Genomic DNA, 25,442 nt, shown 5'->3' on the forward strand with positions numbered 1-25,442 from the left:
GCCCCGACGGCGCGATACTTACCAGATGTCCGATCGCAACGTGCTCGGCGGCCCACTGCAGCCGTGCGGCAACGAGCCCCTCACCGGTTACTACCGCGACGGCTGTTGCTCGAGCGGACCCGAGGACACCGGCCGCCACACGATCTGCGCGGTGATGACCGCGGATTTTCTCGAGCATCAACGATCCATTGGCAATGACTTGCTGACGCCGGTGCCCGAGTACCGATTTCCAGGCCTGCTCCCCGGTGACCGCTGGTGTGTGACTGCCCTGAATTGGCTTCGGGCTCATCGCGATGGCTGCGCCGCGCCGGTGGTGTTGGCCTGCACCCACGAACGCACGCTCGAGGTCGTGCCTCTCGAGGCGCTCAGGGAACACCAAGTCGACGTTCCCGACGATCTGGCTAACTTGTAGGGATCTCGATCCGTCGCGCCGCGGCGCAGACCTGCTCACCCAGGCGCGTCACATCGGCCGCGGTCAGGTCGGTGAACGGCGCGGCGCTGATGGACATCGCGACCACGCCGTCGTCGTCGAAGATCGGGGCGGAAATGGTGGCGATGCTGTGCGTGTCGCTGTCGGTGAGTTCGGCGTCCAGCACGTCGATCACCGTGAGGTCGGCGAACGCCCGCGCGAGGCGCGCGGTGATCGCGTCGGGTTCGCCGTCTCCGCGCAGCGCCCGCAGTGCGGTATACACCTGCAGGTATTCGCGGCCGAGTCGTTCGACGGTGTATCCACGTTCCCGAATCTCGCTGAGCACCGCGGTGATTCGCCGTGACAGCGCGCCGGACGGCTTGCCGATGCCTCCCAGCCAGGCGCGCTGCGCGCCGGCCGGACTCCAGGCGATGTAGTCGCGGCCGAACGGTGCGACCAGGGGCATGCGTAGTCCGCGATCGATGCGCATGCCGGAGGCGGATTCACCGGCGCTGTCCAGCACGACGATCGCATTACCCTCGCGGCGCGCCAGAAACGCTTGTGCCGCTGTCGATTCCGCGAGCTGCTGCAAAATTCCATGAAAGACCCGGTCACCCGCCGGGTTCGCCAGCGACGCAATGCCCGGTCCCCAGGAGTAGGCGGCCGTCGTGATGTCACGCACCACCCAGTGGTGGGCGGCCAGCGTCGTCAGGATCGCGTGCCCGGTGGCGCGGCTGATCCCCAGTTCGCGGTTGATCTCCGCGAGGGAGAACGCTCGGGTGGGTTGGGACCCGAGCAGCCGCATGACCGCGACCACGCGTTCGGTCGGCGGGGAAGTGGGTTGACGACGCGTCTGTCGCGCGTCTACCGTCCGTATCATATTTCGAATCATACGTCGAATATTCGACACTCGGTCAGGGAGGCGGTCGCATGGGCTCTGCGGGCCCCGACATCACCGACATCGATTTCGACGACCTGACCTCGCCGCAGCTGACCGATGTTCAGCGCCAGATTCTGGAATTCACCGAGGCCAAACAGATCGCCTTCGACATCGACGGGATGCTCGCGGAGGCCGTCGAGCAAGCGGGCGCCGATGATCTGGACGACACCGACGGATTCGGTGACCGGCTCACCGCGCACGTCGCCGCGATCGAAGCCGACGACGGTCTGCGCCAGCTCAGCCGCTCGACCTTGCGGCAGCGAGTGGTTCGCCTGCTGCGAAACCGGTTGTCGCTCACCGAACTCGTCAAGCGCTATCCCGAGATCGAGTCGATTCCAATCGAGAAGCCGTTCATCGTTGTCGGCATGCCGCGATCCGGCACCACCCATCTGGTCAATCTCATCGCCGCGGACACCCGCCGGCGCGCATTGCCGTATTGGGAGAGCCAGGAGCCGATCCCCGCGCGTGGCGAGGGCCCCGACATCTTCGGGGTCGACCCGCGTTACGCGCGCGCCAAGGCCGAACACGACGCCCTGATGGTCAGTGCTCCCGTGGTGGCGGCCATGCATGACCGGTTCCCCGAGGCGATCGAGGAGGAGGTCGAACTCCTCGACCTCGACCTCGCCGGCTATGTGCTGGAATGGCATGCCCGCGTGCCGGATTGGCGCGACTATTACCTCGCGCTCGACCAGACGCGGCACTATGGCTATCTGAAGAAGGTCTTGCAGGCGCTGACCTTCCTGCGCGGGCCGCGGACCTGGATCCTGAAGAGTCCCCAGCATTGCGAGCAGCTCGGCCCGCTGATGGCGACCTTCCCCGACGCGACCGTCGCGTTCACGCACCGCGACCCCGTCGCGGTGGTGCAGTCGGCGATCACGATGATGGCCTACTCCGACCGGCTGCGCCGCACGAGTATCGACCCGGCCTGGCTGCTGGACTACTGGACCGATCGGGTGCACCGACTACTCAGCGCATGTGTCCGCGATCGCGACCTGGTGCCCTCCGAGCGCAGCATCGACGTCAACTTCCACCAGCTCAACGGCAACGAGTTGCCGGTGCTCGACGAGCTGTACCGGCGCGGTGGAGTCGAACTGACGCCGAAGGTGCGTAACCGATTCCAGCACTACCTCGACGGCAACCCGCGCGGCAAGCACGGCCGCATCCGCTACGACCTGCAACGCCACTTCGGCGTCACGGCCGAGGAACTGCGTGGGCGGTTCGACTTCTACTTCGACCGGTTCGACGTCCGCCCCGAATGAGGAGCCTCGATGAGCGCCCACGACTTTGAGCCGGTTTACCGCAGCAGGCCGGGCGCCGATGACCTTCGGCCGGCGGCCGCCGAACGCGCCGAACAGATCGCGCCGGGGCTGTGGTGCTCGCCGGGCCTGTCCAACGCGTACCTGCTCACCACGGGCGACGGCCGGGTGATCGTGAACACCGGCATGGGTTTCGAGGGGCCGGTGCATCGGGCCAACTTCGATGCCGTCGACTCCTCGCCGGTGCGCTACATCATCTTCACCCAAGGCCACGTCGACCATGTCGGCGGCCTGGACAGCGTTCGCGATCCCGACACAACCGTTGTCGCCCAGTCGAACTGGACCCAGTGGCGAGACGACAACGAACGCCTCATCCCGTACCGCGCCAGCCGCAGCGCCTTCGCCTTCTCCGACACCTTGGCGACCGGGATTCAGGCCATTCAACGCCGGCTAGGAACGAAGCGACTGCCCGCCCAGAGCGTCCCCACCGTCGACCTGGACTTCGACGACACGCTCACCCTCGAGGTCGGCGGGCGGCGACTGGAGCTGATCTCGGTCCCCGGCGGCGAAACCACGGACTCGTTGGTGATCTGGCTGCCCGAGGAGCGGATATGCCTGTGCGGAAACACCTTTGGCCCGATCTTCGGGCACATTCCCAACCTGGTGACGATGCGCGGCGACCGCTACCGCGACGCCCTGACCACGATCGCCTCGGTCGAGCGGGTACGCGAGCTGCAGCCCGAGCTGCTGGTGACCGGACACTTCGAACCCATCGCGGGCGCCGAGCGGATCCACCACGAACTCACCCGGCTGCGTGACGCCATCGAGTACATCCACGATCAGACGGTGGCCGGGATGAACGCCGGAAAAGATGTCCAGACCCTGATGCGCGAGATCACCCTGCCGCCGGAATACGAAGTGGGCCAGGGATATGGAAAGGTCTCCTGGGATGTGCGGGCGGTCTGGGAGAACTACTCGGGCTGGTTCCACCACCGGTCGACCACCGAGCTGTATCCCGTCGGGTTCGACACCGTCGGTACCGATGTGGTGGAACTGGCCGGAGCCGATGCGCTTGTGGGCCGAGCGAGGGCACACCTCGCCGAGAGTCGTCCCTTGCACGCCATTCATTTGGCCGAACTCGTCGCCACCGTGCGGCCCGATCACCCGGGGGCGCGCGAAGTGCTGCGGGAAGCGCATGAAAGTCTGCTGGACGGCACTACGAACTTCTGGGAAAGAGCGTGGCTCTCGCGGCAGATAGCGAGTTACTCGTGACGGAAGGGACATCACCATGACGTTTGTGTTGCAGCCCGAGGACTTCTATCACACCGGGATCGTGGTGCCAGACCTCGACGCCGCGATGGCCCGCCTCACCGCCCTGGCCGGCTACCGGTGGATCACTCCGCTGCGCTATACGTTGCCGTTCCGGACCACGGCCGGAGTTCGCGACCTGACCTCGACGATCGTCTACTCGGTGCAAAGCCCGCACCTCGAACTGGTGCAGGAGGTTCCGGGCACGCCGTGGACCGCCGCACCGGGTAACTCCGTGCACCACGTCGGCTATTTCACCGATAACCTCGCCGAGACCGCGCGTGCGTTGGAGGCCAATGGCTTCACCTTCGAAATGACCGGGGAAATACCGGATTCGGAGTTTGGGATGTTCGCCTACTACGTCGACCCGTTCGGCACCCGCGTCGAAATCGTCGACCGCGCACTGTTCCCCGATTTCGCCGCGTTCGTGGAGTCCATCGCCGCCCCGGACCCCGACGGAGCCTGACATGGTATTGACGGTGCTGCGCTTCAACTTCGCGTCGCCGCACGGGGAACCGCGCACCCAGAGCAAGCTCTTGTCCGCCGCGCTCGAATTGGCGCAATGGGGTGAGTCCCATGGCATCATGACGGTCAGCGTCGATGAGCACCACGCCACCGGCCACGGCTGGAGCTGCAACCCGATCATGGCCGCGGCGATGTTCCTGGCCCGCACCTCGACGATGATTGCCAGCGTGGACTGCGCGCTGGGGCCGTTGTGGAATCCGGTCCGGCTCGCCGAAGACATTGCGCTCGTGGACAACATGAGCCGCGGCCGGCTGCACACGACGGTGGGCCTGGGCTACCGCTCCGTCGAGTATGACTCGCTCGGAATGGATTTCAGCCAGCGGGGCGCATTGATGGACGATCTGGTTGCGCAGCTGCTGGCGGTCTGGTCCGGCGCCGGGGCGGGAATCTGTACCGGTACCTGGACCCGGCCGCATCCGCCGCTGTACGTCGGTGGCGGTGCACGCGCCACGGCGCGGCGCGCGGCGCGATTCGGCCTGCCGCTGAGCCTGGCCGACCATCTGCCCGACATCGCCGCCTACTACCGCGAGCTTTGCGCGCAGGAGGGCATCAAGCCGTTCATCCTGATGCCCGGGCCGATCAATCGCGGAATGATCTACTTGCACGAGGATCCCGAGCGGGCCTGGGCCGAACTCGGCGAGCATATCCTTTGGGAGGCGGTCACTTACGGCGAGTGGTCGACCGACCAACGATCCCTGATGCACCTGCCCGGCATCCGGACGCTGGACGAGGTCAGAGCGTCCGGACGATACCGGTTCCTGACCCCCGACGAGCTGATCGCCGAGATCTCAGACAGCGACGACTACGGACCGCTGGTGCTACACCCGCTGGTCGGCGGCATGCCCGTCGACGAGGCGTGGAAATCGGTCCAGCTGCTGACCGACACCGTGCTGCCCGTGCTCAGCTGACCGGCACCGCCGTCGAGTACAGCCACGCTTCCCACAGCGGGCGCAGCGACTCGTCCGAGTAGTTGGCCGCCAGGCCGGTGAAGTCGGCGGTCACAGCGGTGCCGTGGCGATGGCGCGACGTCCAATCCTTCAGCAGTGCAAAGAAATTGTCGCTGCCCACCCGTCCGCGCAGCGCGTGCAGGGTCAACGCGCCGCGCTTGTATACGCGGTCGTCGAACATGTCGCGTGCTCCGGGATCGGTCAGTAACAGGTCTTGCGGCTTGGCCCGCAGCTGCGTGTGGTGCAACCGCGCGAGGTCGTCGGCGCTGGGACCGCCGCTGCTCTCCGACCACAACCATTCCGCGTAACACGCGAATCCTTCGTGCAGCCAGATATCGCGCCACTGGCCCGCGGTCACCGAGTTACCGAACCACTGATGTGCCAGTTCGTGGGCGATCAGCCGTTCACTGGACCGGGTGCCGTCGCAATGGTTGGCGCCGAAGATCGAAATACCCTGGGCCTCAAGGGGTATCTCCAACTGATCGTCGGTGACGACGACGGTGTACCCGGTGGCCAGCGGGTAGGGTCCGAACAGTTCGACGAACAACTTCATCATCTCGGGTTGGCGGGCGAAGTCGTGATCGAAGTCGCTGCGCAACCGCGCGGGCAGCGCGGCCTGTATCGGCACCGGAGTACGGGCCAGCCGCCGCATCTCGTAGCTGCCGATCTGCAGCGTGATCAGGTATGTCGACGTCGGCTCGCGCTGTTCATAGGTCCACACGGTGCGTGAGGCGCGGGCCCGGCGCGAGAGCAGCTGCCCGTTGGCGATCACCCGGTACCGGCTTTCGGTGCTGACCTGTAGGTGAAACGCCGCCTTGGCACTGGGATGGTCGTTGCAGGGGAACCACGACGCGGCGCCGTTGGGTTGCCCCGCGACCAGCACGCCGTCGGTCAGTTCTTCGAAACCGACATCGCCCCACAGCGTACGAAGCGGGCGCGGCGAGCCGCCGTATCGCACGACGATCGACAACGCGGCCCCGGTCGGGAGCTTGGTGCCCAATCGGATGCGCAATTTGCCGCCACGACAAGAGAACTGGTCAACCCGCTTTCCGTTGACCGAGACCTTCGACACCGTCAACGCCGCCGCCAGGTCGAGGGTGAATTGCTGCAATTCGGTCAGCGTGACGGCGGTGATCGTGGCCGAGCCGGACAGCCGGTTCAACGAGACCTTATAGTCCAGATCCAACTCATACCGGGAGACTTGGTAACCGGCGTTGCCGTTTTTCGGCAGGTACTCGTCGATCACATCCGCCGGCGGCGCCTTCTTGGCGGAATCCTTCACGCCGCGGTGTCCTCGACGCCACGCCCGGACGCATCCTTGCGCGATTTCTTGCGCCGGGGATTCCACGGCTTGATCGGATTGCCTTGCCAACGTGTCGATCCCGGCACCTCGTCGCCGCGCACCACCAGCGACGCGGGTCCAACAGTCGCGCCGGCGCCGAGCCGGGCGGCGGGCAGCGCGACGCAATGCGGACCCAGCGTCGCACCGGGTTCCAGCACGACACTGTCCATGCGCATGATCCGGTCGTGGAAGAGGTGAGTCTGCACCACACAGCCGCGGTTGACGGTTGCCCCGTCGCCCAGCGTGACGAGATCTGCCTCAGGGAGCCAATAGGTTTCGCACCAGACGCCGCGCCCGATCCGGGCGCCCAGCATACGCAGCCACATGTTCAGGGCCGGTGTGCCGCTGGCCGCTCGGGCGAACCACGGTGCGGCCAGGGTCTCGACGAACGTATCGGCGACTTCGTTGCGCCAGACGAACGACGACCAGAGCGGAAATTCGCCGGCCCGGATCCGGCCGACCAGAAGCCATTTCGCGATGATCGTGATTACAGCGGCGATCGCACCCGCCGCCAGCAGCACCAGACCGCCGCCCAACGCCGCCCACCAGATGCCGAATATCTGTGCCAGCGCCTGCAATCCGCCCAGCACGGCCAGCCCGATCGCGACCGATACGATCACCGGCAGCAACCGGAACGTCTCGACCAACGCTCGCATCACCTTCAGTCGTTGCGGCGGGTCGTAGGTGGTTGCCGCGTCGGCCTCGGCCGGGCGACGTCGCAGCCGCATCGGCGGGCTGCCCAGCCAGGACGAGCCGCGCTTGGCCTTGGGCGGCGCGGCCGACAGCACCGCCACCAGTCCGTCGTCGGGCACCCGGCGGCCGGGCTGGGTGATGCCGGAATTGCCGAGGAACGCGCGCCTGCCGACGGTCGTCGTCGCCGCGTAGATCCACCCACCGCCCAGCTCGTAGGACGCGACCATCGTGTCGTCGGCCAGGAACGCGCCGTCCTCGATCACGGCGAACTTCGGCGTCAGCAACACCGTCGAGATCTCGGTGCCCTGGCCGACTTTCGCGCCCAGCAGCCGCAGCCACGTCGGCGTCAGCAGGCCGGCATAGAGCGGGAACAGATAGTTACGCGCGGCGTCCATCAGGCGCTCGGTGGCCCACAGCTGCCACCCGGCGCGACTGCGCACCGGGTGATAGCCCTCGCGCAACCCGAGCGACAACACCCGCACCGCGAGCACCGTCAGCAGGGCGTACATCGCGAGCGCGGCCAGCGTCGCCACCGGGGTCCACAGCAGCGCCGGGACCACGGCCTGCGACAGCCGGTGGGTGTGCCGCACGGCAAGCCCGATGACCGCGAGGCCGCTCGCCACCGCGATCAGCGGCAGCGCCCCCAGCAGTGCCGACGTCAGCCCGTACATGGCGACCCAATGCGTTCGGCGCGGTGGCCGCTCGTCCGGCCACGGGTGGTTGACCCGGCCGGACTTCACCGCCGGCGAGCCCTTCCAGTACTGGCCGTTCTTGATCTTGTCGAGCACACCCGCGCCCGGTGCCACGTCGGCGTTCTTGCCGACGACCGCGCCGGGCAGCAACGTGCTGCGGGCACCGACCGTCGCATCGTTGCCGATCGTGATCTCGCCGACGTGGAACGCGTCCCCGTCGACCCAGTGACCACACAGGTCGACTTCGGGTTCGACCGCGCAGCGGTGGCCGAGGGTGAGCAATCCGGTGACCGGCGGCAGCGAATGCAGGTCGACACCCTTGCCGATGTTGGATCCGAGCGCGCGGGCGTAGTACACCAGCCACGGCGCCCCGGACAGGTTGTGCGCGCCGCTGGCCTCGGCGAGCCGCTCGGTGAACCAGATCCGCAGGTGTACCGACCCGCCGCGGCGATAGGTTCCCGGTCGCACGTTCCACAGCAGAATCCGCGCGCACAGCACCGCGATTCCCATCCGGCCCAACGGCGTGACAAACAGAAGGAATGCCACCGCGATCAGCCACCAGTTCACCGCCACGGTCCACGGCACCACGTGCAGGGCGCGGGCGACCTTGTTGCCCAGCGCCAGCCACGTCAACCACGGCAGCGCCGCCAGCGACGCCAACGGCACGGCCAGCAGGGTCTGCGCGAACCGCGTCAGCCACGGCGTCGGGGAGACCGTCCGCTCGGCGACCTCCGGCGGCGCCTCGAGTTCGTCGAGGAATCCGGCGAGCGAGCCTAGCCGGGGGTGGTCGTACAGATCGGCGACCGTGACTTGGGGGTACTGCCGGCGCAGCGCGGCGACAAGTTGCGCGGCGGCCAGCGAGCCGCCGCCGAGGGCGAAGAAGTCCGCCTCGACGGTATCGACCGCCGCGCCGAGCAAATCCCGCCACAACCCGGCCAGCCAGCCGGTCGTGCCGCCCAGGTCGACGGCTTGGTCCGACTCGCCACCCGGCGGCGGCCAGGGCAGCGCGTCGCGGTCCACCTTGCCCGACGTGCGGGTGGGCAGCTCCTCGACCCGGACCAGCCGCGGCACCAGCGAGGCCGGCAGCTGCGCGGCGAGCCGGGTGCGCGCCTCGCCGAGATCGAACTCCGGATCCGCGCTGACGAGGTAGCCGACCAATACCGGTGTGCCGGTGGCGGTGTGGCGCACCGCGGCCGCTCCGCCGCTGACCCCGGGCAGGTGCACCAGCGCCGAGTCGACCTCGCCCAGCTCGATCCGCCGGCCCCCGACCTTGACCTGGTCGTCGCTGCGTCCGCAGAAATACAGCCCGTCCTGTTCGAGCCGGACCAGATCGCCGCTGCGATACGCGCGCGCCCAGCCCAGCGACGGCATCGCGGCGTACTTCTCGGCGTCCTTTTCCTTGTCCAGATAGCGGGCCAGCCCGACGCCGCCGATCACCAGTTCACCGACATCGCCGTAGGCGACCGGCAGACAGTCGCCGTCGACGACGGCCAGGTCCCAACCGGGCAGCGGCAGCCCGATGCTGATCGGCCCGCTGCCGCCGAGTCTCGCCGCGCACGCGACCACCGTGGCCTCGGTCGGGCCGTAGGTGTTCCAGACTTCCCGGCCGTCGACGGCGAGCCGCTCGACCAGCTCCGGCGGGCAGGCCTCGCCGCCAAAGATCAACAGCCGCACCGCTTCCAGCGCCTCGCTGGGCCACAGCGCGGCCAGTGCCGGCACCGTCGAAACCACGGTGACGTCGCGGGTGACCAGCCAGGGACCCAGGTCCATGCCGCTGCGCACCAGCGAGCGCGGTGCGGGAACCAGACAGGCACCGTGGCGCCAGGCCAGCCACATTTCCTCGCACGACGCGTCGAAAGCCACTGACAGCCCGGCCAGTACCCGATCACCGGGCCCAATCGGGTTGTCCTGCAAGAACATCTGCGCCTCGGCGTCGACGAACGCGGCGGCGCTGCGGTGAGTCACCGCGACACCCTTTGGCGTGCCGGTCGATCCGGACGTGAAGATGATCCAGGCGTCGTCGCGGCCCAACGGCGCCGTGGCCCGCCAGCCCCGCGACAAGCCGACGCCCCGGAGCAGGCCCGCCTCGGTGATGACGCCCACGACGCCGGCCTCACCGAACACCAACTCGGCGCGTTCGTCGGGATCGTCGGCGTCCACGGGCACGTACGCCGCGCCGGTGGCCAGCGTCGACAGGATCGCGACGTACAGCGCGTAGCTGCCCGACGGCATCCGGATCCCGATCCGGTCGCCGCGCCCGATGCCCCGGGCGGCCAGCCACTCCACGCTGGCCTCGATGTCGCCGATCAGTTCGTTGTAGGTGAGCTGCACGGTGCCGTCGTCGATGGCCGTCGCGTCCGGGTAGCGCGCGGCGGTCTCATAGAGGATGTCGATCAGCGTGCGCGGGCTTGGTGCGGCGGGCGACAGCGTGTACTGCGCAGGGACTCGTGCTGGGACAGGGGCTATCGCCACCCCACGAAAATACTGGAGTCTCGGCGCCGCGCCGGCAAGCGCTTGCGGCGTGTGGGGACTGGGTGCGTCTCAGGCGGTGCGGCGTTGCTCGAGCCAGTCGGCCAGCGAGCGCCCCGCGTCCAGGACATGGCGTTCGGCAATCGTGCGGGACCGCTCGACGTCCTTGTCGCCCAGCGCGTCGAGCAGCTCCCGGTGCTCGTCGAGCGAATGTTTCTCGTGGTCGGGAAACAGCGTGAGGAAGTTGCTCGGCACCACCCGCGCGGCCTGCTTGATCTGCGTCATCAGCCGCGGGGAGTGGGCGGCGCGGTGGATCTTCTGGTGAAAGTGCCAGTTGGCCTCACCGATGCTGTCGTCACCGGAGCGCGCCGCCACGTCCGCGGCGAGCTCGCGCAGCATGTCGAGCTCGCCCGGTTCGATGCGTTGGGCCGCCCAGGCCGCGGCTTGTCCGGTGAGAACGCCGAGGATCGTGAAGCTGTCCATCACATCGGTGGGGCTGATGCCGATCACGGTGACGCCGCTACGGGGCGCGACCTGCACCAAACCTTCGTAGGAGAGTTCCAGCAGCGCCTCGCGGACCGGCGTCCGGCTGGTGGCGAACTCGGCGGTGATGGCGTCGAGGTCGACCCGCGCGCCGGCGGGCAGGGTGCCGGTCAGGATCCGGTCCCGCAGCTCGCGGGCGGCCCGTTCGCGCACGGTGCCGGAGATGTCGATCCCAGGGGTCGAAGCCATCCGGGAATGCTATCAAACGGCACACCTCACATTTGATATCTGAAATATCAGATGTTAGGTTTCGAACATGGCTGATCCACGACACGACAAGATGGCCCTCGTTGCTTTCATGCAGGCGGGCAGCACCTCGGTGTACGCGGGCTCATGGCGGCACCCCGCGACCGAACACGGCTACCTGGACGCCTCCTACTACGCCAAGATCGGCCGCCAGCTCGAAGAAGGCCGCTTCGACCTGATGTTCTTCGACGATCGCCTGGCAATGCCGGGCGTCTACGGCGGGTCGGTGGACGACGCGGTGTCCTACGGCGCACGGCCGGTCAAGCTGGACCTCGGCGTCGTGCTCGGCGTGCTGGCCGAGGCCACGTCGCGCATCGGACTCGGGGCCACCTACTCGACCACGTATTACCAACCGTTCCACGTCGCCCGGACCTTCGCGACACTCGATCACCTGTCGGCCGGGCGGGCCGCCTGGAACGTGGTCACGTCGGTCAACGACAGCGAGGCACAGAACTTCGGGGTCAACGCGCACCTGGGCCACGACGAGCGATACGACCGCGCTGACGAATTCATGGACGTGGTGACGGGCCTCTGGGACACCTGGGAGGACGACGCGATCCTGCACGACCGGGCGAGCGGACACTATGCGGACCCGGGCAAGGTGCACGAGCTGGGCCATGTGGGGCAGTACTTCTCCGTTCGTGGACCGCTGACCGTGCCCCGCACCCCGCAGGGCCGGCCGGTCATCATCCAGGCCGGCTCTTCGGGCCGTGGTCGTGAATTCGCCTCGCGCTGGGCGGAATTGATCTTCACCGGGGATCCGGGCATCGAGGTGGCGCGCAGTCACTATGCGGATCAGAAAGAACGCATTGCCGAGGCCGGGCGTGATCCTGCCTCGGTACGGATCTGCCCGATGGCCTACGCTGTGGTAGGCGAGTCCGAGGCCCACGCCAAGGAGCGCGAAGCCCTGTTCCTCAACGATCTGGTTCACCCCATGGCATCGCTGACATTGTTGTCGGAGTTGATGAATTACGACTTCGCGCAACACGATCTGGACGATCCCGTCACCGACGAGCTGATCGCTTCGTCCTCCGGGATCCGGGGACTGGTGCACAACCTCCGCAACCACATATCTTCTGGGGGCGGCGGACGCCCTGTGACCGTCCGTGATCTGGCGGGTCATCGCGCGACGCTGCTGCAGGGTCCCCGCTTCGTCGGCACCGGCGAGCAGGTCGCCGATCAGATGGCGGAGTGGTTCGAAAGCCGCGCCTGCGACGGTTTTGTCCTGGCGGCAACGCATCTGCCCGGCGCATTCGAAGACGTCGTGCGGATGGTGGTTCCGCAGCTACAACGACGGGGGCTGTTCCGCACCGAGTACGAGTCCTCGACATTGCGGGGACACCTTGGGCTGCAACGGCCCTCGAACGCACACGTGGTTGCCGATGCAAATGCTTGACGGTGTGCGAGTCCTCGACCTCGCGACCTTGGCCGCCGCCCCGCTGGTCGCGACCTACCTGGGTGAGTTCGGCGCCGACGTGATCAAGGTCGAAGACCCACGGCATGGCGATCCGATCCGAGGGTGGGGCAATCAGCGCGAAGACGTCGGGCTGATGTGGAAGTCCTTGTCGCGCAACAAGCGAGCGATCACGCTGGACCTGCGCTGCGCCGAAGGACAGGCGATGGTGCGTCGGCTGGTCGAGCATGCCGATGTCGCCATTTTCAACACCCGGCCGCAGACGTTGCGCAAATGGGGCCTGGACTACGAGAACCTGCGCGCGGTCAACGACCGGATCGTGATGCTGCACATCACGGGATACGGGTTGACCGGGCCGAAGAGCGAACGCCCGGGCTTCGGCACGCTCGGCGAGGCGATGAGCGGGTTCGCGCACATCACCGGCCAGGCCGGCGGCCCGCCCACGCTGCCGCCCTTCATGCTGGCCGACGGCGTCGCCTCACTGAACGCCACCTACGCGGTGATGATGGCGCTGTACCACCGCGACGTGCATGGTGCGCCGGGCCAGCTGATCGACGTCAACCTGATCGACCCGCTGGCCCGCCTGCTCGAGCAGACGCTGCTGGGCTATGACCAATTGGGCTTGGTCCCCGAGCGGGCCGGAAACCGTTGGGACATTTCGGCGCCGCGCAACACCTACCGCACCGCGGACGGGCGGTGGCTCGCCATGTCCGGCAGCTCACCCGCGCTGGCGTTGCGGGTGTTTCGCGCGATCGGCCGAGACGACCTGCTGTCGGACCCCGACTTCTCCGACCCGCAGCGGCGGCTGGCCCGGGCCCGTGAGGTCGACTCCGTGGTCGCGGATTGGGTTGCCACCAAGACTCTTTCGGAGGCGATGCAGACGTTCGAAGCCCACGAGGTCGCCGCGGCCCCCGTCTACGACATCCGCGATCTGGTCGCCGACGAACAACTGGCCCATCGGGAGGTGTTCATCTCGGTCTCCGATGACCAGCTCGGGGCGATGACGGTGCAGGCCCCGGTCCCGCGTTTCTCGTCGGCGTCCGGGACGGTCGGCCATCTCGGCCCCGGCCTCGGTGAACACAACGCCGAAGTCTACAGCGAGCTACTCGGATTGACCCCCAACGAGATTGACGACCTGCACGCCCGTGGCGTGTTGTGACAGAAGGAAACTTGTGACTGGTCTGCTCCGTCGTTCCGAACTCGCGGTGCCCGCGTGCAACGACAACATGTTCGAGAAAGGCGCCAAGTGCGGCGCGGATTTGGTGTTCCTCGACCTCGAGGATGCGACCCCGGCCGGCGCTAAAGTGGAATCACGCGCCAAGGTCATCGCTGCACTCAACGACATCGACTGGGGCCGAACCGCACGCGCCATCCGAATCAACGGCCTGGACACCCAGTGGTGTCACGACGACGTCATCGACGTCGTCAGCAAGGCCGGTGAGAACCTCGACACCATCATCGTCCCGAAGGCGCGCAAGGCGCGTGATGTCTGGTGGGTAGACGTGCTACTGACTCAGCTCGAGTCGAAACTTGGTCTTAGTAACCAGATTCGGCTCGAGGTTCTGATCGAGGAAGTGGAAGGCCTCGCCAATGCGGAGGAGATCGCTGCGGCCAGCCCTCGCCTGGATGCGTTGATCTTCGGGGTCGGCGACTTCTCGTTGTCGCAGGGCGCGCGGGTGGACACCAACTTCGTCCCGCTCGGCGAATACCCTGGCGAGTTCTGGGCTTACGCGCGCAACAAGGTGATCGTCGCGGCGCGCATCGCCGGCATCGACGCGATCGACGCGCCCTATCCCGACTACCGCGACCTGTCGGGTTACGAGCGTGACGCGCGGCGCGCGTCGCTGCTCGGCTACACCGGCAAGTGGGCCATCCATCCCGACCAGGTGCCCGTCGCCAACGGTGTCTTCGCCCCGACCGCCGACGAGATCGCCCGGGCTGAAGCCAATATCGCCGCCTACCGGGAGGCCGAGGCCAAGGGCCGCGGCGCGGTCGGAGTCAACGGTGTGCTGGTCGACGCCGCCCACGTGAAACAGGCCGAGCAGACGCTGGCACGCGCCGCTCTGATCAAGGGAAACTAGCGTTACCTGATTGGGGGCGTTCAGAAGGGGTAACCCGATGATTACCAATTCTACTGACGCCCAATAGAAGGGGGCTCGACGTGATTGTCTTAGGCATCATCCTGGTGGTCATCGGTTATTTCGCCGTCATCCCGATTCTGGAAACGATAGGTGGCATCCTGGTGCTTATCGGCGTGGTCTTGTGGATCCTCGGGGCCGTCGGGCGTCCGGTGGGTGGCCGCAAGGTGTGGTTTTAGCGCTTAGCGCACAAGCTGTTTCGATGCGTTGCCGGTGTTGCGGTGCCGACTCCGGCCGGCTGCTTGTCGCGGCCCTGGCGTCGGGTAAACCCGTTCGCGGGCTACCGCGTCACCGCCTTCACCAACGACGAAGAGGACGGCGTCGGACTCCGCGAGAAGGCGCCCTGGACGGTCGAGGACGAACTGGTCAAGTTGGGCATCGACTTCGTTCGCGGCGACATGTGAAACCGTTCACGGTCGTGGACCGCAATCTCTACACGGGACAGAACCCCGCCTCGGCCGGACCGCTGGCGGAGAAGGTACTCGGAGTACTGCCGCGCTGATCGACCGCCGCCTCGACCAATAGGGGACTTCGAATCCGATATCACCGGCGATATCCCGTTCGAAAACGACGTGGCGATTGGGACTGTAGGTCGAGTGCGGCCGGTCAGTATCAACTACTTGCGATTAGCGGTTCGAGGATATACCGTCGGCCCGACGGAGTCCTACGGACAGGAGTGCGGTCATGCCTCGATTTCCCAAGCCGTCGGAGGGAAGCTGGACGCAGCATTACCCCGAATTGGGCACCGCTCCGGTGTCCTACGAAGACTCCATCAGCCCGCGGATCCATGAACTGGAACGGGCTGCGATCTTCAAACGCGCCTGGTTGAATGTTGGCCGCGTCGAACAGATTCCACGCAAGGGTAGCTACTTCACCAAGGAGCTCAAGGTCGTCAACACCTCAATCATTGTGGTGCGCACGGGATCCGGCGAGGTCAAGGCGTATCACAACATCTGCCGCCATCGCGGCAACAAGTTGGTGTGGAACGACATGCCGCTCGAGGAGACCAGCGGGGTGTGCCGGCAGTTCACCTGCAAGTACCACGCCTGGCGGTACGACCTGGACGGCAACCTGACGTTCGTCCAGCAGGAGGAGGAGTTCTTCGACCTGGACAAGAGCCGCTATGGTCTGGTGGCGGTGCATTGTGAGATGTGGGAAGGCTTTATCTTCGTCAACTTTGCCAAGCAGCCCGAGCAATCGCTGCGCGAATTCCTGGGGCCGATGGTGACGGCGCTCGAGGGCTACCCGTTCGACAAGCTGACGTCGCGTTTCTATTACCGCTCGGAGGTCAAGGCGAACTGGAAGCTGTATATGGACGCGTTCCAGGAGTTCTATCACGCGCCGGTGCTACACGCGAACCAGTCGCCGACCGCATATTCAAAGGCCGCTGCCGAGGCGGGTTTTGAGGCGCCGCACTACCGCCTGGACGGTCCGCACCGGTTGGTCAGTACCTCCGGGGTGCGGGCCTGGGAGATGCCAGACGAGATGCGCAAGCCGATCGATGACATCTGCCGGAGCGGACTGTTCGGGCCTTGGGATAAGCCGGATCTGGGCGAGATGCCGGCGGGCCTGAATCCGGCGAAATGCGATCCGTGGGGCCTGGATTCGTTCCAGCTCTTCCCCAACTTCGTGATCCTGTTTTGGGGCCAGGGGTGGTATCTGACCTATCACTACTGGCCGACCTCGTACAACAGCCACCTCTTCGAGGGGACGCTGTATTTCCCGCAGCCGCGCACGCCGCGCGACCGCGTTGCCCAGGAACTGGCGGCGGTGACGTTCAAGGAATTCGGCCTGCAGGATGCCAATACGCTCGAGGCCACCCAGTCGATGATCGAATCCCAAGTGCTCGACGGGTTCCTGCTCTGCGACCAGGAGATCCTGATCCGCCATCTCCACAAAGAGACCGCGGCCTGGATCGATGAGTACCAGCGCGGCAGCGCGGCTAGCGTGTGACGACGATGTCCCCAATGCTGCCAACCGAATTCGCTGACCTGGAGCCCTTCGCGCAGTGGTGCCTGCCCACCGAACCGGAGCGCTATGCCAAGCGGCTGTCGAGTTCGATGACCGAGATGAAGGCCTTCTACGACGCGATCACGCCGCGCGCCGAGGAAGCCCTGACCTATTGCGACAAGTTCCCCCTCGACGAATTGCCGGACGACGTCCTCAATCTCATGCATCTGCTGTATTCGATGATCATGGTGTCGTTTCCGGTGGAGTGTTGGAAGCAGCCCCGCGTGCCCGACTCCGGTGCGTCCACGCTGGACTGCGTGTCCGAGCCGGTTCCGTGACCACCGTCCTGCGCGCCGCCCGCTGGGCTGACGTGGACACCGGACAAATTCACTCGCCGGCGGTCGTGCTGATCGACGGCAACCGCATCACCACGATCAATCCCGAAGGGCCGGAACCGGATTCGGCGACGGTGATCGACCTCGGGGACGTCACGCTGTTGCCGGGCCTGATGGACATGGAACTCAACCTGCTCATCGGCGGCCCCGGTGGACCCGAGGGCCTGCCCTCCCCGATGCACGGCGTTCAAGATGATCCCGCCTACCGGACTTTGCGTGGCGCCGTGAACGCGCGCACCACGCTGGAGGCCGGGTTCACCACGGTGCGCAACCTCGGGCTGATGGTCAAGACCGGCGGCTATCTGCTCGACGTCGCGCTGCAGCGTGCCATCGACCAGGGCTGGCACGCCGGTCCTCGCATCTATCCCGCCGGGCACGCCGTGACACCCTACGGCGGGCATCTCGATCCCACGGTGTTCCAGCGGCTGGCGCCGGGCGTCATGCCGCTGTCGGTCGCCGAGGGCATCGCCAACGGGGTGCCCGACGTAATCGCGTGTGTTCGCTACCAGATTCGCCACGGCGCCAAGCTGATCAAGGTGTCGGCGTCGGGCGGTGTCATGTCGCACAGCACCGCCCCGGGCGCCCAGCAGTATTCCGATGCGGAATTCGCCGCCATCGCCGACGAAGCCCATCGCGCCGGGGTGCGAGTGGCCGCACACGCCGTCGGCGACTCGGCGATCCGAGCGTGTATCCGCGCCGGGATCGACTGCATCGAACACGGATTTCTGGCCACCGACGAGACGATTCAGATGATGGTCGACCACGGCACCTTCCTCGTCTCCACGACCTATCTGACCGAAGCGATGGCAATCGACCGCATTGCACCGGAGCTGCGCAAAAAGGCCGAGGAGGTATTCCCGCGAGCAAAAGCGATGCTGCCCAAGGCGATTGCCGCCGGCGTCCGCATCGCCTGCGGCTCCGACGCACCGGCGATTCCACACGGCCAGAACGCCAAGGAGATCCGCGCCCTGGTGGACCGCGGCATGACGCCCATGCAAGCCATCAGGGCCGCCACGGTCGTCGCGGCCGAACTCATCGAGGCCGACCACGAGCTGGGCCGCCTCGCCCCCGGGTACCTCGCCGACATCATCGCGGTGCCCGGTGATCCGTCGCGCGACATCGCCAGCACACTTGAGGTCTCCTTTGTGATGAAGGACGGCCAGATCCACAAGACGCCGACGACCTGACAGCGAGCGGAGACCGGTATGGAACTCACCGAAAACATCCTGTGGCTACTCAAGCAGGCCTTCTACTTCTCGCTGACCACCGTGAACGACGCGATCAGTACGCACGGGGTGAGCACGGCGCAGATCGGTGTGCTGCGTCAGCTCTCCAACGAACCCGGACTGTCCGGTGCCGACCTGGCCCGGCGCCTGCTGATCAGTCCGCAAGGCGTGCAGTTGGCTCTGACGGCGCTCGAGCGGCGCGGTCTGGTCGAACGCAAGCAGGACCCGCAGCACAAACGCGTTTTGAAGGCATACCTGACCGATCAGGGACGACAGGTGGTGGCCGAGGTGCTCAGTGACGCCGTGGCCGCGCACGACAGGGTGTTCGGCGTGCTCAGCACCGAGGAGCAGGAGACGCTGCGCGAATTGCTGGGCCGGGTGGTGGAAAAGGGCACCGGGCACGAGCTCACCGAGCGCAATATATCCAGTACTTGAGATGAATAGCAAGTACTTGATACTCTGCCTTCATGCAGGTCTCCCGCGCGCCCTCGTATGCCGGACCTGCCGACGCCGGTGTCGCCACCGAGAAAGTGACCATCGAGCTGGATCGGTCGACCACCACGGTGGCCTACTCGGCGGGGGACACCTTGCTGCAGACCGCGCGGATGGCGGGCTTGTCTCCGCCGTCGTCCTGCGAAGTCGGTTCGTGCGGAACATGTATGGCCCGGTTGACCGAGGGATGCGCCCGGATGCTCAACAACGATGCGCTTGAAGACGACGAGGTGGCGCAGGGCTGGGTGCTGACCTGTCAGGCCATGCCGACGAGCCCGACGGTGCGGGTGGTTTACGAATGAGCAGGGTTGCGGTGGTGACCGGCGGCGCCTCGGGTATGGGTGAGGCGACCTGTCACGAGCTGGGCCGGCGCGGCCTGAGCGTCGCCGTCCTCGATATCAATGAGCAAGCGGCGCAACGTGTTACCGAAGATCTGCGCGCGGACGGGACCGCGGCAATCGGTGTCGGCGCCGACGTCACCGACCGGGCGGCCGTCGAGCAGGCGTTCGCCAAGGTCCGCAGTGAGTTGGGTCCGGTGTCGGTCCTGGTGACCAGCGCGGGCATGTTCGGGTTCTCCCCGTTCGCCGAGATCACGCCGGAGTCGTGGTCGAAGATCATCGACGTCAACCTGACCGGTACTTTTCACTGCTGCCAGGTCGCGCTGCCGGACATGGTCGCCGCGAAATGGGGCAGGATCGTGATGATTTCGTCGTCCAGCGCCCAGCGGGGCTCGCCGTTTGCCGCGCACTACGCGGCGTCCAAGGGCGCGGTCATCACCCTGACCAAGTCGTTGGCCCGCGAGTACGCACCACACGGGATCACCGTGAACAACATTCCGCCCTCGGGCATCGAAACCCCGATGCAGCACCAGGCGCAGGCCGCGGGATACCTGAAATCCAACGAGGAGATCGCCGGCAACATCCCGCTGGGGCATTTGGGTACCGGAGCCGACATCGCCGCGGCGGTCGGGTTCCTGGTCTCCGAGGAGGCCGGTTTCATCACCGGCCAGGTGTTGGGTGTGAACGGCGGAGCGGTGATGTGACTGCCACACGAGGAGGTTCGGATGACGCGCGAGGGTAGGCCCCCGGAAGGCTCCTGGACCGAGCATTACCCCGAATTGGGCACCGGCGACATCTCTTTCGCCGACTCCACCTCGAAGGAGTTCTTCGAGGCCGAACGCGAAGCGGTATTCAAACGGGCTTGGCTCAACGTGGCCCGGGTCGAAGAGCTACCGCGTATCGGCAGCTACGTCACCAAGGAGATCGAGGTTGCCCGGGTTTCGGTCATCCTGGTCAAGGGGCGCGACGAACGAATTCGCGCCTTCTACAACGTCTGCCGGCACCGCGGAAACAAGTTGGTGTGGAACGACTTTCCCAACGAGCCGACTCACGGTACGTGTCGCCAGTTCACCTGCAAGTACCACGGCTGGCGCTACGATCTGGACGGCACGCTGAAATTCGTGCAGCAGGAATCGGAGTTCTTCGACCTCGACACCGCCGACTACGGCCTGAGTCCGGTGCACTGTGACATCTGGAACGGCTTCATTTTCATCAACTTTGATGCCGAGCCCCGGCAGAGCCTGCGCGAGTTCCTGGGCCCGATGGTCACCGGCCTGGACGGCTACCCCTTCGACAAATTGACCGAGCGATACGAGTGGGTCGCGCATAACAACAGCAACTGGAAGATTTTCGCCGACGCGTTTCAGGAGTACTACCACGTGCCGTCGCTGCACCCACAACAGGTGCCGCCGGAGGTGCGTGACCCCAAAGCCGGATTCACTTGCGGCCATTTCCAACTCGACGGTCCGCACCGGTTGGTGTCGACGGCGGGGCGACGGCGCTGGCTGCTGCCGCAGGAGTACATGTATCCGATCGAGCGGGCCACCCAGAGTGGGCTCGTCGGCCCGTGGCGCACCCCGGACATCGGCGAACTGCCCGCCGGGCTCAACCCGGGCGGCATCGAGCCCTGGGGGATCAGTAATTTCCAGATCTTCCCCAACACCGAAATATTGATCTACGGCGGCTGGTATCTGCTGTACCGGTACTGGCCCACCTCCCACAACACCCACCGGTTCGAGGCCTACACGTACTTCCACCCGGCGCGCAGCGTGCGGGAGCGCATCGAACACGAAGTCGCCGCGGTGGTGCTCAAGGAGTTCGCGCTGCAAGACGCGGGCATGCTCGGCGGCACGCAGGCCGCGCTCGAATACGGCATCGTCGACGAGTTTCCGCTCAACGACCAGGAGATCCTGGTCCGCCATCTGCACAAGACGGTGGTGGACTGGGTCGAGGCCTACCGCCGCGAAAATAGCCCAGCGCGGGCGGGAGTGTGACCATGTCGGATCCTTTGCTGCCCAACGGATTCGCCGAGCTGGAAAGCTACGCGCCAACCTGGTGCCTGGCCACCGAAACCGACCGCTGGAACGCGCGGATGGCCAGCACCATGGCCCAAATGCACGACTTCTATGACGCGTTCTTCCCGCGGCTCGAAGAGGCCATCGACTACTGCGACAAGTTCACGCTCGAGGACCTGCCCGACGACGCACTCAACCTTCTTCACATGATCTATTCACTGATCATGGTCGCGATGGCCGTCGAGGTCATGCACCAGCCCGTCCCGACGGATGCGGCCGACGCGGTCATGATCCGCACCGTCGAGCCCATGCCCTGATCCCCACCAAGGCCACCCAAGAAAGGACTCTCGATGAGTCTGCTCACCATCACCAAGCTCAGCGACTCCGTCGGCGCCGAAGTCACCGGCCTGGATCCCGCCCACCTGGCCGCCGACGACCCGGTCGGTGAAACCATCCTGGATGCGTTGGAGGACAACGGTGTTCTGGTCTTCCGTGGGCTGCATCTCGACCCCGAGGCCCAGGTCGCGTTCTGTCACCGCCTCGGCGCCATCGATTACTCCTCGGACGGTCATCATCCCGTCGCCGGCATCTACCCGGTCACGCTGGACAAATCGAAGAACTCCTCGGCGGCCTATCTGAAGGCGACGTTCGACTGGCATATCGACGGCTGCACGCCCACCGGCGACGACTACCCGCAAAAGGCCACCGTCCTGTCCGCCAAACAGGTGGCCGAGCGGGGCGGCGAAACCGAATTCGCGTCTTCCTACGCCGCCTACGACGCGCTGACCGGCGACGAAAAAGACCGGTACGGCGCGTTGCGTGTGGTGCACTCGCTGGAGGCCTCCCAGCGGCGGATCACCCCCAACCCCACTCCGAAGCAGTTGGCACAGTGGCGGTCCCGTCGCACCCACGAACACCCCCTGGTGTGGACGCACCGCAGCGGCCGTAAGTCGTTGGTGCTGGGGGCATCTGCCGACTACGTGGTGGGCATGGACCTCGACGAAGGCCGCGCATTGCTCACCGACCTGCTCGATCGGGCCACGGTGCCCGACAGGGTCTATAGCCACAACTGGTCGGTCGGTGACACCGTCATCTGGGATAACCGCGGTGTGCTGCACCGCGCGGCTCCCTACGACCCGGACTCACAGCGTGAAATGCTGCGCACGACCGTGCTGGGTGATGAGCCGATCCAGTAGATGGCCGACAGACACCCGGTGCGGCTGACGCCACTGCCGGCCGGCGAATGGGACGATCGCAGCCGCCGCGCAATTGCCTCCCTGATCCCCGCCGAGCGGGCCAACCCCACGGGAGCCGGCAATATCCTGTCCACCCTGGTGCGCCATCCCGATCTGACGCGGGCGTATCTGCCGTTCAATACCTACCTGCTCAACGGCTCCACGCTGTCGCCGCGGGTACGTGAGGTGGCCCTCTTGCGGGTGGTGCACCGGCGCAACTGCGACTACCTGTGGTCGCATCACCTCCCGATCGCCCACCGGGCGGGCTTGAGCGCCGAGGAGACCGACGGCATTCGCGACGGGCATCTTGCCGCCCACGCCGACCAGTCGGTGCTGGCCGCGGTGGACGACCTGGTGGACACCGGCACCGTCTCGACACCGGTGTGGGACGAGTTGGGCTGCCACTTCACCGACCCCCAACGGATGGACCTGGTGTTCACCATCGGGGGCTATTGCCTGCTGGCCATGGCGGTCAACGCCTTTGGCGTAGAAGATGAGGAACTGTGACACCGTCGTCGTCAGAGACCGAGCTGTTCCTTGCCACCGCCCGTGCGTTTCTGGATCAGCACGCGACGCTCGCCCAGCAGCGAGCGCTGCACGCCGAAGACCGGCCCGTCGACCCCAAGTGGTGGAAGCAGGCAGCAGAATTGGGCTGGGCCGGCTTGCTGGTGCCCGAGGATCTCGGCGGCGGAAACGTATCCGGCAGTGGGCTGCACGACCTGGCGGCCATCGCCGAACTGACCGGGCACACAGTCGCGCCGGGACCGCTGCATCCGGTGAGCACCGTGCTGGCCGGGCTCGTCGATGCCGACAACCACGCCGATCACGCCGAAACCATCCAGGCACTGGCCTCGGGCGAGTCGGTGGCGACCTGGGCGGTCGACGAACCCGGCCGCTCGTTCGACCCGTCGACGCCCACGCTCACCGCGACCGCCACCGCGCGGGGCTGTCGCCTCGACGGCGTCAAGGACCGGGTTGAGGCGGGCGCGCAAGCCGACCTGCTCCTGGTCACCGCCCGAGCCGAAGACGGCGTGCGCCAGTTCCTGATCCCCACCGGCGCTACCGGTGTGACGGTGCGCCCCCAGCGCTGCGTCGATCTGGTAAAGCGGTATGCCCGAATCGAATTCGACGGTGTTGTCGTCGACGACTCGGCCCGGGTGGGCTCGGTCGCCCAGACCCAAGCCCTGATCGACCGGCAGAGCCAGGTGGCCATGCTGCTGCAGTGCGCCGAGACCGTCGGAATCCTCGACACCGTGCTCGCGCTGACGATCGACTGGTCTCGCGACCGTTACAGCTTCGGCCGGCCCTTGGGGTCCTATCAGGCGATCAAGCATCGGCTGGCGGACATGACGATGTGGCTGCACGCGAGCCGCGGCATCACCGCCCGCGCGGTCGACCGGGCGGCCGCTCGCGCCGGTGATGCCGCGCTCTGGGTCAGCGCGGCCAAGTCCTACCTCGGCGAGCATGCCGGGCCGCTGGTGCAGGATTGCGTGCAGCTGCACGGGGGCATCGGCGTCACCTGGGAACACGATCTGCACTTGTTCCTGCGGCGAATCACGCTGTACCGCTGTCTATTCGGCACACCGAGCGAGCATCATCAGGCCATCTACCGGCACGTCAGGAACGAGGGGCCGGCCGCATGACCGAGACGGTAGCCGAATTCGCCGCCCGGGCGCGGGACTGGTTGGCCGACAGCATGCCCCGGCTGGACCCGGACAACCCGCCCCCGGGTGCCCGTGATGATGAACATGCGTGGCAGCGCGCCCGCGAACTGCAACAGCTGCTCTATGCCGGTGGATTCGCCGGGATCTGCTTTCCCCGCGAATACGGCGGACTCGGCCTCGACGTCGCCTACCAGACGGCCTTCGATGCCGAAACCGACGGCTACGAGATGCCACTGATTCTCAACGTTCCCACCTTCACGATCTGCTGTGCGACCCTGCTGGACGTCGGCACCGAAGACCAGAAGCGCCAACACATTTCCGCGGCGCTGCGAGGTGAGGAGGTGTTGGTGCAGCTGCTTTCCGAGCCGGGTGGTGGCTCGGATCTGGCCGGACTGATCACCCGCGCCGATCACGACGGTCAGTGCTGGATCATCAACGGCGCCAAGACCTGGAGCACCAGCGCCTTCGCCGCGGACTACGGGCTGCTGCTGGCCCGCACCGACCCGACGGTACCCAAGCACGACGGGCTGACCATGTTCCTGATGCCGATTCACGCGCCCGGCGTGACGCTGCGGCGCATCGAGCAGATCGACGGCTCCAACGAGTTCTGCGAGGAGTTCTTCGACGGGCTGCGCCTGGACGATTCCGCGGTCGTCGGTGAGGTCAACAAGGGCTGGGAAGCTGCGGGGCGCTTACTGTTTCACGAACGCCGCGCCGTCGGGCAGGGCTCGGAATTCGCCAGCGGCCGCGGCCGCGAGCGGTCGGAAGATTCCTACTCCGACTACTTCGCCCTGGCCGAGGCGGCCGGCAAGGCCGACGATCCGTTGACACAGGACAAGATTGGCCGGGTGCTGGCCCGCCGGATGGTGCGCGACGGCCTCGTCGAACACGTGGCCGCTGCGATGCGCGACGGCACGCTACCGCCCGCGGCGGGCTCGATCATCCGGCTCTTCCACTCCGATGTGACCTTCCTGCAGGTCGACACCGCGGTGGACATCGTCGGTGCCCTCGGCGTCGTCGACGACGAGCACGCGCTGCTGAAGGTCGGGGAGCGCTACCTGTCCCGCCAAACCGTCGCGCTGGGCGGCGGCAGTGATGAGATGGCCCGCAACGTGATTGGGGAACGCGTGCTCGGCCTGCCCCGCGAATACGCCGCGGACCGTGGCGTGCCGTTCAATCAAGTGCGGCACAACAAGGCCCGCTAG

General features: G+C 66.5%; 25 protein-coding genes and 1 pseudogene. 22 read left to right on the forward strand and 4 right to left on the reverse strand.

What is annotated here, in order from left to right:
- Nucleotides 1-25: 25 nt before the first annotated feature.
- The gene (locus G6N55_RS18775; protein WP_085224811.1) at nucleotides 26-412 is read left to right on the forward strand and encodes a DUF2237 family protein; all 387 of its coding nucleotides are present in this window, start codon (nucleotides 26-28) and stop codon (nucleotides 410-412) included.
- Here G6N55_RS18775 and G6N55_RS18780 read toward each other — a convergent pair.
- The gene (locus G6N55_RS18780) at nucleotides 402-1,289 is read right to left on the reverse strand and encodes an IclR family transcriptional regulator (RefSeq protein WP_085224813.1); all 888 of its coding nucleotides are present in this window, start codon (nucleotides 1,287-1,289) and stop codon (nucleotides 402-404) included. The genes G6N55_RS18775 and G6N55_RS18780 overlap by 11 nt on opposite strands.
- Before the next feature lie 50 nt (nucleotides 1,290-1,339).
- Between G6N55_RS18780 and G6N55_RS18785 the strand changes: the two genes are divergently transcribed.
- Genes G6N55_RS18785 through G6N55_RS18800 form a run of 4 tightly spaced genes read left to right on the forward strand, consistent with a single transcriptional unit; the run spans nucleotide 1,340 to nucleotide 5,346 of the window.
- Complete coding sequence (locus tag G6N55_RS18785) at nucleotides 1,340-2,608, forward strand: sulfotransferase family protein (protein WP_085224815.1); 1,269 nt, start codon at nucleotides 1,340-1,342, stop codon at nucleotides 2,606-2,608.
- 9 nt (nucleotides 2,609-2,617) lie between these two features.
- Nucleotides 2,618-3,877 (forward strand): MBL fold metallo-hydrolase, encoded by a 1,260-nt coding sequence (locus tag G6N55_RS18790; RefSeq protein WP_085224817.1) that lies wholly within the window; start codon nucleotides 2,618-2,620, stop codon nucleotides 3,875-3,877.
- Nucleotides 3,878-3,893: 16 nt separating this feature from the next.
- Nucleotides 3,894-4,379 carry a VOC family protein gene (locus G6N55_RS18795; RefSeq protein ID WP_085224819.1) on the forward strand — a complete coding sequence of 162 codons (486 nt, stop codon included), beginning with the start codon at nucleotides 3,894-3,896 and terminating at the stop codon, nucleotides 4,377-4,379.
- Between the two features lies 1 nt (nucleotide 4,380).
- The gene (locus G6N55_RS18800; RefSeq protein ID WP_085224821.1) at nucleotides 4,381-5,346 is read left to right on the forward strand and encodes an LLM class flavin-dependent oxidoreductase; all 966 of its coding nucleotides are present in this window, start codon (nucleotides 4,381-4,383) and stop codon (nucleotides 5,344-5,346) included.
- Here the strand turns inward: G6N55_RS18800 and G6N55_RS18805 are convergent.
- From G6N55_RS18805 to G6N55_RS18815, 3 genes are all read right to left on the reverse strand, one after another.
- A complete protein-coding gene (locus tag G6N55_RS18805; RefSeq protein ID WP_085224823.1) occupies nucleotides 5,339-6,667 on the reverse strand; it encodes a M1 family metallopeptidase in 1,329 nt (442 codons plus the stop codon). The genes G6N55_RS18800 and G6N55_RS18805 overlap by 8 nt on opposite strands.
- The gene (locus G6N55_RS18810) at nucleotides 6,664-10,584 is read right to left on the reverse strand and encodes a Pls/PosA family non-ribosomal peptide synthetase (RefSeq protein ID WP_085224824.1); all 3,921 of its coding nucleotides are present in this window, start codon (nucleotides 10,582-10,584) and stop codon (nucleotides 6,664-6,666) included. The genes G6N55_RS18805 and G6N55_RS18810 overlap by 4 nt, the downstream gene beginning before the upstream one ends.
- Before the next feature lie 69 nt (nucleotides 10,585-10,653).
- A complete protein-coding gene (locus G6N55_RS18815) occupies nucleotides 10,654-11,313 on the reverse strand; it encodes a GntR family transcriptional regulator (protein WP_085224826.1) in 660 nt (219 codons plus the stop codon).
- 67 nt (nucleotides 11,314-11,380) lie between these two features.
- Between G6N55_RS18815 and G6N55_RS18820 the strand changes: the two genes are divergently transcribed.
- The 17 genes and pseudogenes from G6N55_RS18820 (at nucleotide 11,381) to G6N55_RS18895 (ending at nucleotide 25,442) form a co-directional block, all read left to right on the forward strand.
- Entirely contained in the window at nucleotides 11,381-12,766 is a 1,386-nt protein-coding gene (locus G6N55_RS18820; protein ID WP_085224828.1) for an LLM class flavin-dependent oxidoreductase, read from the forward strand.
- Complete coding sequence (locus tag G6N55_RS18825; RefSeq protein ID WP_085224830.1) at nucleotides 12,759-13,943, forward strand: CaiB/BaiF CoA transferase family protein; 1,185 nt, start codon at nucleotides 12,759-12,761, stop codon at nucleotides 13,941-13,943. Before G6N55_RS18820 ends, G6N55_RS18825 begins: the two co-directional genes overlap by 8 nt.
- Nucleotides 13,944-13,956: 13 nt before the next feature.
- Nucleotides 13,957-14,865, forward strand: a complete 909-nt coding sequence (locus tag G6N55_RS18830; protein ID WP_085224832.1) for an HpcH/HpaI aldolase/citrate lyase family protein — start codon at nucleotides 13,957-13,959, stop codon at nucleotides 14,863-14,865.
- 80 nt (nucleotides 14,866-14,945) lie between these two features.
- The gene (locus tag G6N55_RS29420; RefSeq protein ID WP_139827004.1) at nucleotides 14,946-15,101 is read left to right on the forward strand and encodes a hypothetical protein; all 156 of its coding nucleotides are present in this window, start codon (nucleotides 14,946-14,948) and stop codon (nucleotides 15,099-15,101) included.
- Nucleotides 15,102-15,143: 42 nt separating this feature from the next.
- On the forward strand, nucleotides 15,144-15,326 hold the full coding sequence (locus G6N55_RS29895) for a type 1 glutamine amidotransferase family protein (protein WP_232078787.1): 183 nt from the start codon (nucleotides 15,144-15,146) through the stop codon (nucleotides 15,324-15,326).
- 280 nt (nucleotides 15,327-15,606) lie between these two features.
- Complete coding sequence (locus tag G6N55_RS18840) at nucleotides 15,607-16,875, forward strand: aromatic ring-hydroxylating oxygenase subunit alpha (RefSeq protein WP_085224834.1); 1,269 nt, start codon at nucleotides 15,607-15,609, stop codon at nucleotides 16,873-16,875.
- Nucleotides 16,872-17,210, forward strand: coding sequence for a hypothetical protein (locus G6N55_RS18845; protein ID WP_179968085.1), 339 nt, complete (start codon nucleotides 16,872-16,874; stop codon nucleotides 17,208-17,210). The genes G6N55_RS18840 and G6N55_RS18845 overlap by 4 nt, the downstream gene beginning before the upstream one ends.
- Entirely contained in the window at nucleotides 17,207-18,454 is a 1,248-nt protein-coding gene (locus G6N55_RS18850; RefSeq protein ID WP_085224836.1) for a metal-dependent hydrolase family protein, read from the forward strand. The genes G6N55_RS18845 and G6N55_RS18850 overlap by 4 nt, the downstream gene beginning before the upstream one ends.
- 18 nt (nucleotides 18,455-18,472) lie before the next feature.
- Entirely contained in the window at nucleotides 18,473-18,928 is a 456-nt protein-coding gene (locus G6N55_RS18855; protein ID WP_085224838.1) for a MarR family winged helix-turn-helix transcriptional regulator, read from the forward strand.
- A 59-nt stretch (nucleotides 18,929-18,987) separates the two neighbouring features.
- Nucleotides 18,988-19,287, forward strand: a pseudogene (locus tag G6N55_RS18860) (2Fe-2S iron-sulfur cluster-binding protein); the annotation flags it as partial.
- A complete protein-coding gene (locus G6N55_RS18865) occupies nucleotides 19,284-20,027 on the forward strand; it encodes an SDR family NAD(P)-dependent oxidoreductase (protein ID WP_085224842.1) in 744 nt (247 codons plus the stop codon). The pseudogene G6N55_RS18860 and the gene G6N55_RS18865, both read left to right, overlap by 4 nt.
- 21 nt (nucleotides 20,028-20,048) lie before the next feature.
- Nucleotides 20,049-21,317, forward strand: coding sequence for an aromatic ring-hydroxylating oxygenase subunit alpha (locus G6N55_RS18870; RefSeq protein ID WP_085224844.1), 1,269 nt, complete (start codon nucleotides 20,049-20,051; stop codon nucleotides 21,315-21,317).
- A complete protein-coding gene (locus G6N55_RS18875) occupies nucleotides 21,314-21,655 on the forward strand; it encodes a hypothetical protein (RefSeq protein WP_085224846.1) in 342 nt (113 codons plus the stop codon). The genes G6N55_RS18870 and G6N55_RS18875 overlap by 4 nt, the downstream gene beginning before the upstream one ends.
- Before the next feature lie 33 nt (nucleotides 21,656-21,688).
- A complete protein-coding gene (locus G6N55_RS18880) occupies nucleotides 21,689-22,534 on the forward strand; it encodes a TauD/TfdA dioxygenase family protein (RefSeq protein ID WP_085224848.1) in 846 nt (281 codons plus the stop codon).
- Nucleotides 22,535-23,080 carry a carboxymuconolactone decarboxylase family protein gene (locus tag G6N55_RS18885; RefSeq protein WP_085224850.1) on the forward strand — a complete coding sequence of 182 codons (546 nt, stop codon included), beginning with the start codon at nucleotides 22,535-22,537 and terminating at the stop codon, nucleotides 23,078-23,080.
- The gene (locus G6N55_RS18890; RefSeq protein ID WP_085224852.1) at nucleotides 23,077-24,216 is read left to right on the forward strand and encodes an acyl-CoA dehydrogenase family protein; all 1,140 of its coding nucleotides are present in this window, start codon (nucleotides 23,077-23,079) and stop codon (nucleotides 24,214-24,216) included. The genes G6N55_RS18885 and G6N55_RS18890 overlap by 4 nt, the downstream gene beginning before the upstream one ends.
- The gene (locus G6N55_RS18895) at nucleotides 24,213-25,442 is read left to right on the forward strand and encodes an acyl-CoA dehydrogenase family protein (protein WP_085224853.1); all 1,230 of its coding nucleotides are present in this window, start codon (nucleotides 24,213-24,215) and stop codon (nucleotides 25,440-25,442) included. Before G6N55_RS18890 ends, G6N55_RS18895 begins: the two co-directional genes overlap by 4 nt.

It is taken from the genome of Mycobacterium florentinum (assembly GCF_010730355.1).
GTDB classification, from domain to species: domain Bacteria; phylum Actinomycetota; class Actinomycetes; order Mycobacteriales; family Mycobacteriaceae; genus Mycobacterium; species Mycobacterium florentinum.

What these genes read in the sequence shown, in the direction of transcription:
- G6N55_RS18855 (WP_085224838.1), top strand. Translation starts at nt 18,473, where the DNA reads ATGGAACTCACCGAAAACATCCTGTGGCTACTCAAGCAGGCCTTCTAC.
- G6N55_RS18815 (WP_085224826.1), bottom strand. Translation starts at nt 11,313, where the DNA reads ATGGCTTCGACCCCTGGGATCGACATCTCCGGCACCGTGCGCGAACGG.
- G6N55_RS18840 (WP_085224834.1), top strand. Translation starts at nt 15,607, where the DNA reads ATGCCTCGATTTCCCAAGCCGTCGGAGGGAAGCTGGACGCAGCATTAC.
- G6N55_RS18870 (WP_085224844.1), top strand. Translation starts at nt 20,049, where the DNA reads ATGACGCGCGAGGGTAGGCCCCCGGAAGGCTCCTGGACCGAGCATTAC.
- G6N55_RS18865 (WP_085224842.1), top strand. Translation starts at nt 19,284, where the DNA reads ATGAGCAGGGTTGCGGTGGTGACCGGCGGCGCCTCGGGTATGGGTGAG.
- G6N55_RS18780 (WP_085224813.1), bottom strand. Translation starts at nt 1,289, where the DNA reads ATGATACGGACGGTAGACGCGCGACAGACGCGTCGTCAACCCACTTCC.
- G6N55_RS18775 (WP_085224811.1), top strand. Translation starts at nt 26, where the DNA reads ATGTCCGATCGCAACGTGCTCGGCGGCCCACTGCAGCCGTGCGGCAAC.
- G6N55_RS18880 (WP_085224848.1), top strand. Translation starts at nt 21,689, where the DNA reads ATGAGTCTGCTCACCATCACCAAGCTCAGCGACTCCGTCGGCGCCGAA.
- G6N55_RS18885 (WP_085224850.1), top strand. Translation starts at nt 22,535, where the DNA reads ATGGCCGACAGACACCCGGTGCGGCTGACGCCACTGCCGGCCGGCGAA.
- G6N55_RS18795 (WP_085224819.1), top strand. Translation starts at nt 3,894, where the DNA reads ATGACGTTTGTGTTGCAGCCCGAGGACTTCTATCACACCGGGATCGTG.
- G6N55_RS18825 (WP_085224830.1), top strand. Translation starts at nt 12,759, where the DNA reads ATGCTTGACGGTGTGCGAGTCCTCGACCTCGCGACCTTGGCCGCCGCC.
- G6N55_RS18800 (WP_085224821.1), top strand. Translation starts at nt 4,381, where the DNA reads ATGGTATTGACGGTGCTGCGCTTCAACTTCGCGTCGCCGCACGGGGAA.
- G6N55_RS18790 (WP_085224817.1), top strand. Translation starts at nt 2,618, where the DNA reads ATGAGCGCCCACGACTTTGAGCCGGTTTACCGCAGCAGGCCGGGCGCC.
- G6N55_RS18895 (WP_085224853.1), top strand. Translation starts at nt 24,213, where the DNA reads ATGACCGAGACGGTAGCCGAATTCGCCGCCCGGGCGCGGGACTGGTTG.
- G6N55_RS18785 (WP_085224815.1), top strand. Translation starts at nt 1,340, where the DNA reads ATGGGCTCTGCGGGCCCCGACATCACCGACATCGATTTCGACGACCTG.
- G6N55_RS18820 (WP_085224828.1), top strand. Translation starts at nt 11,381, where the DNA reads ATGGCTGATCCACGACACGACAAGATGGCCCTCGTTGCTTTCATGCAG.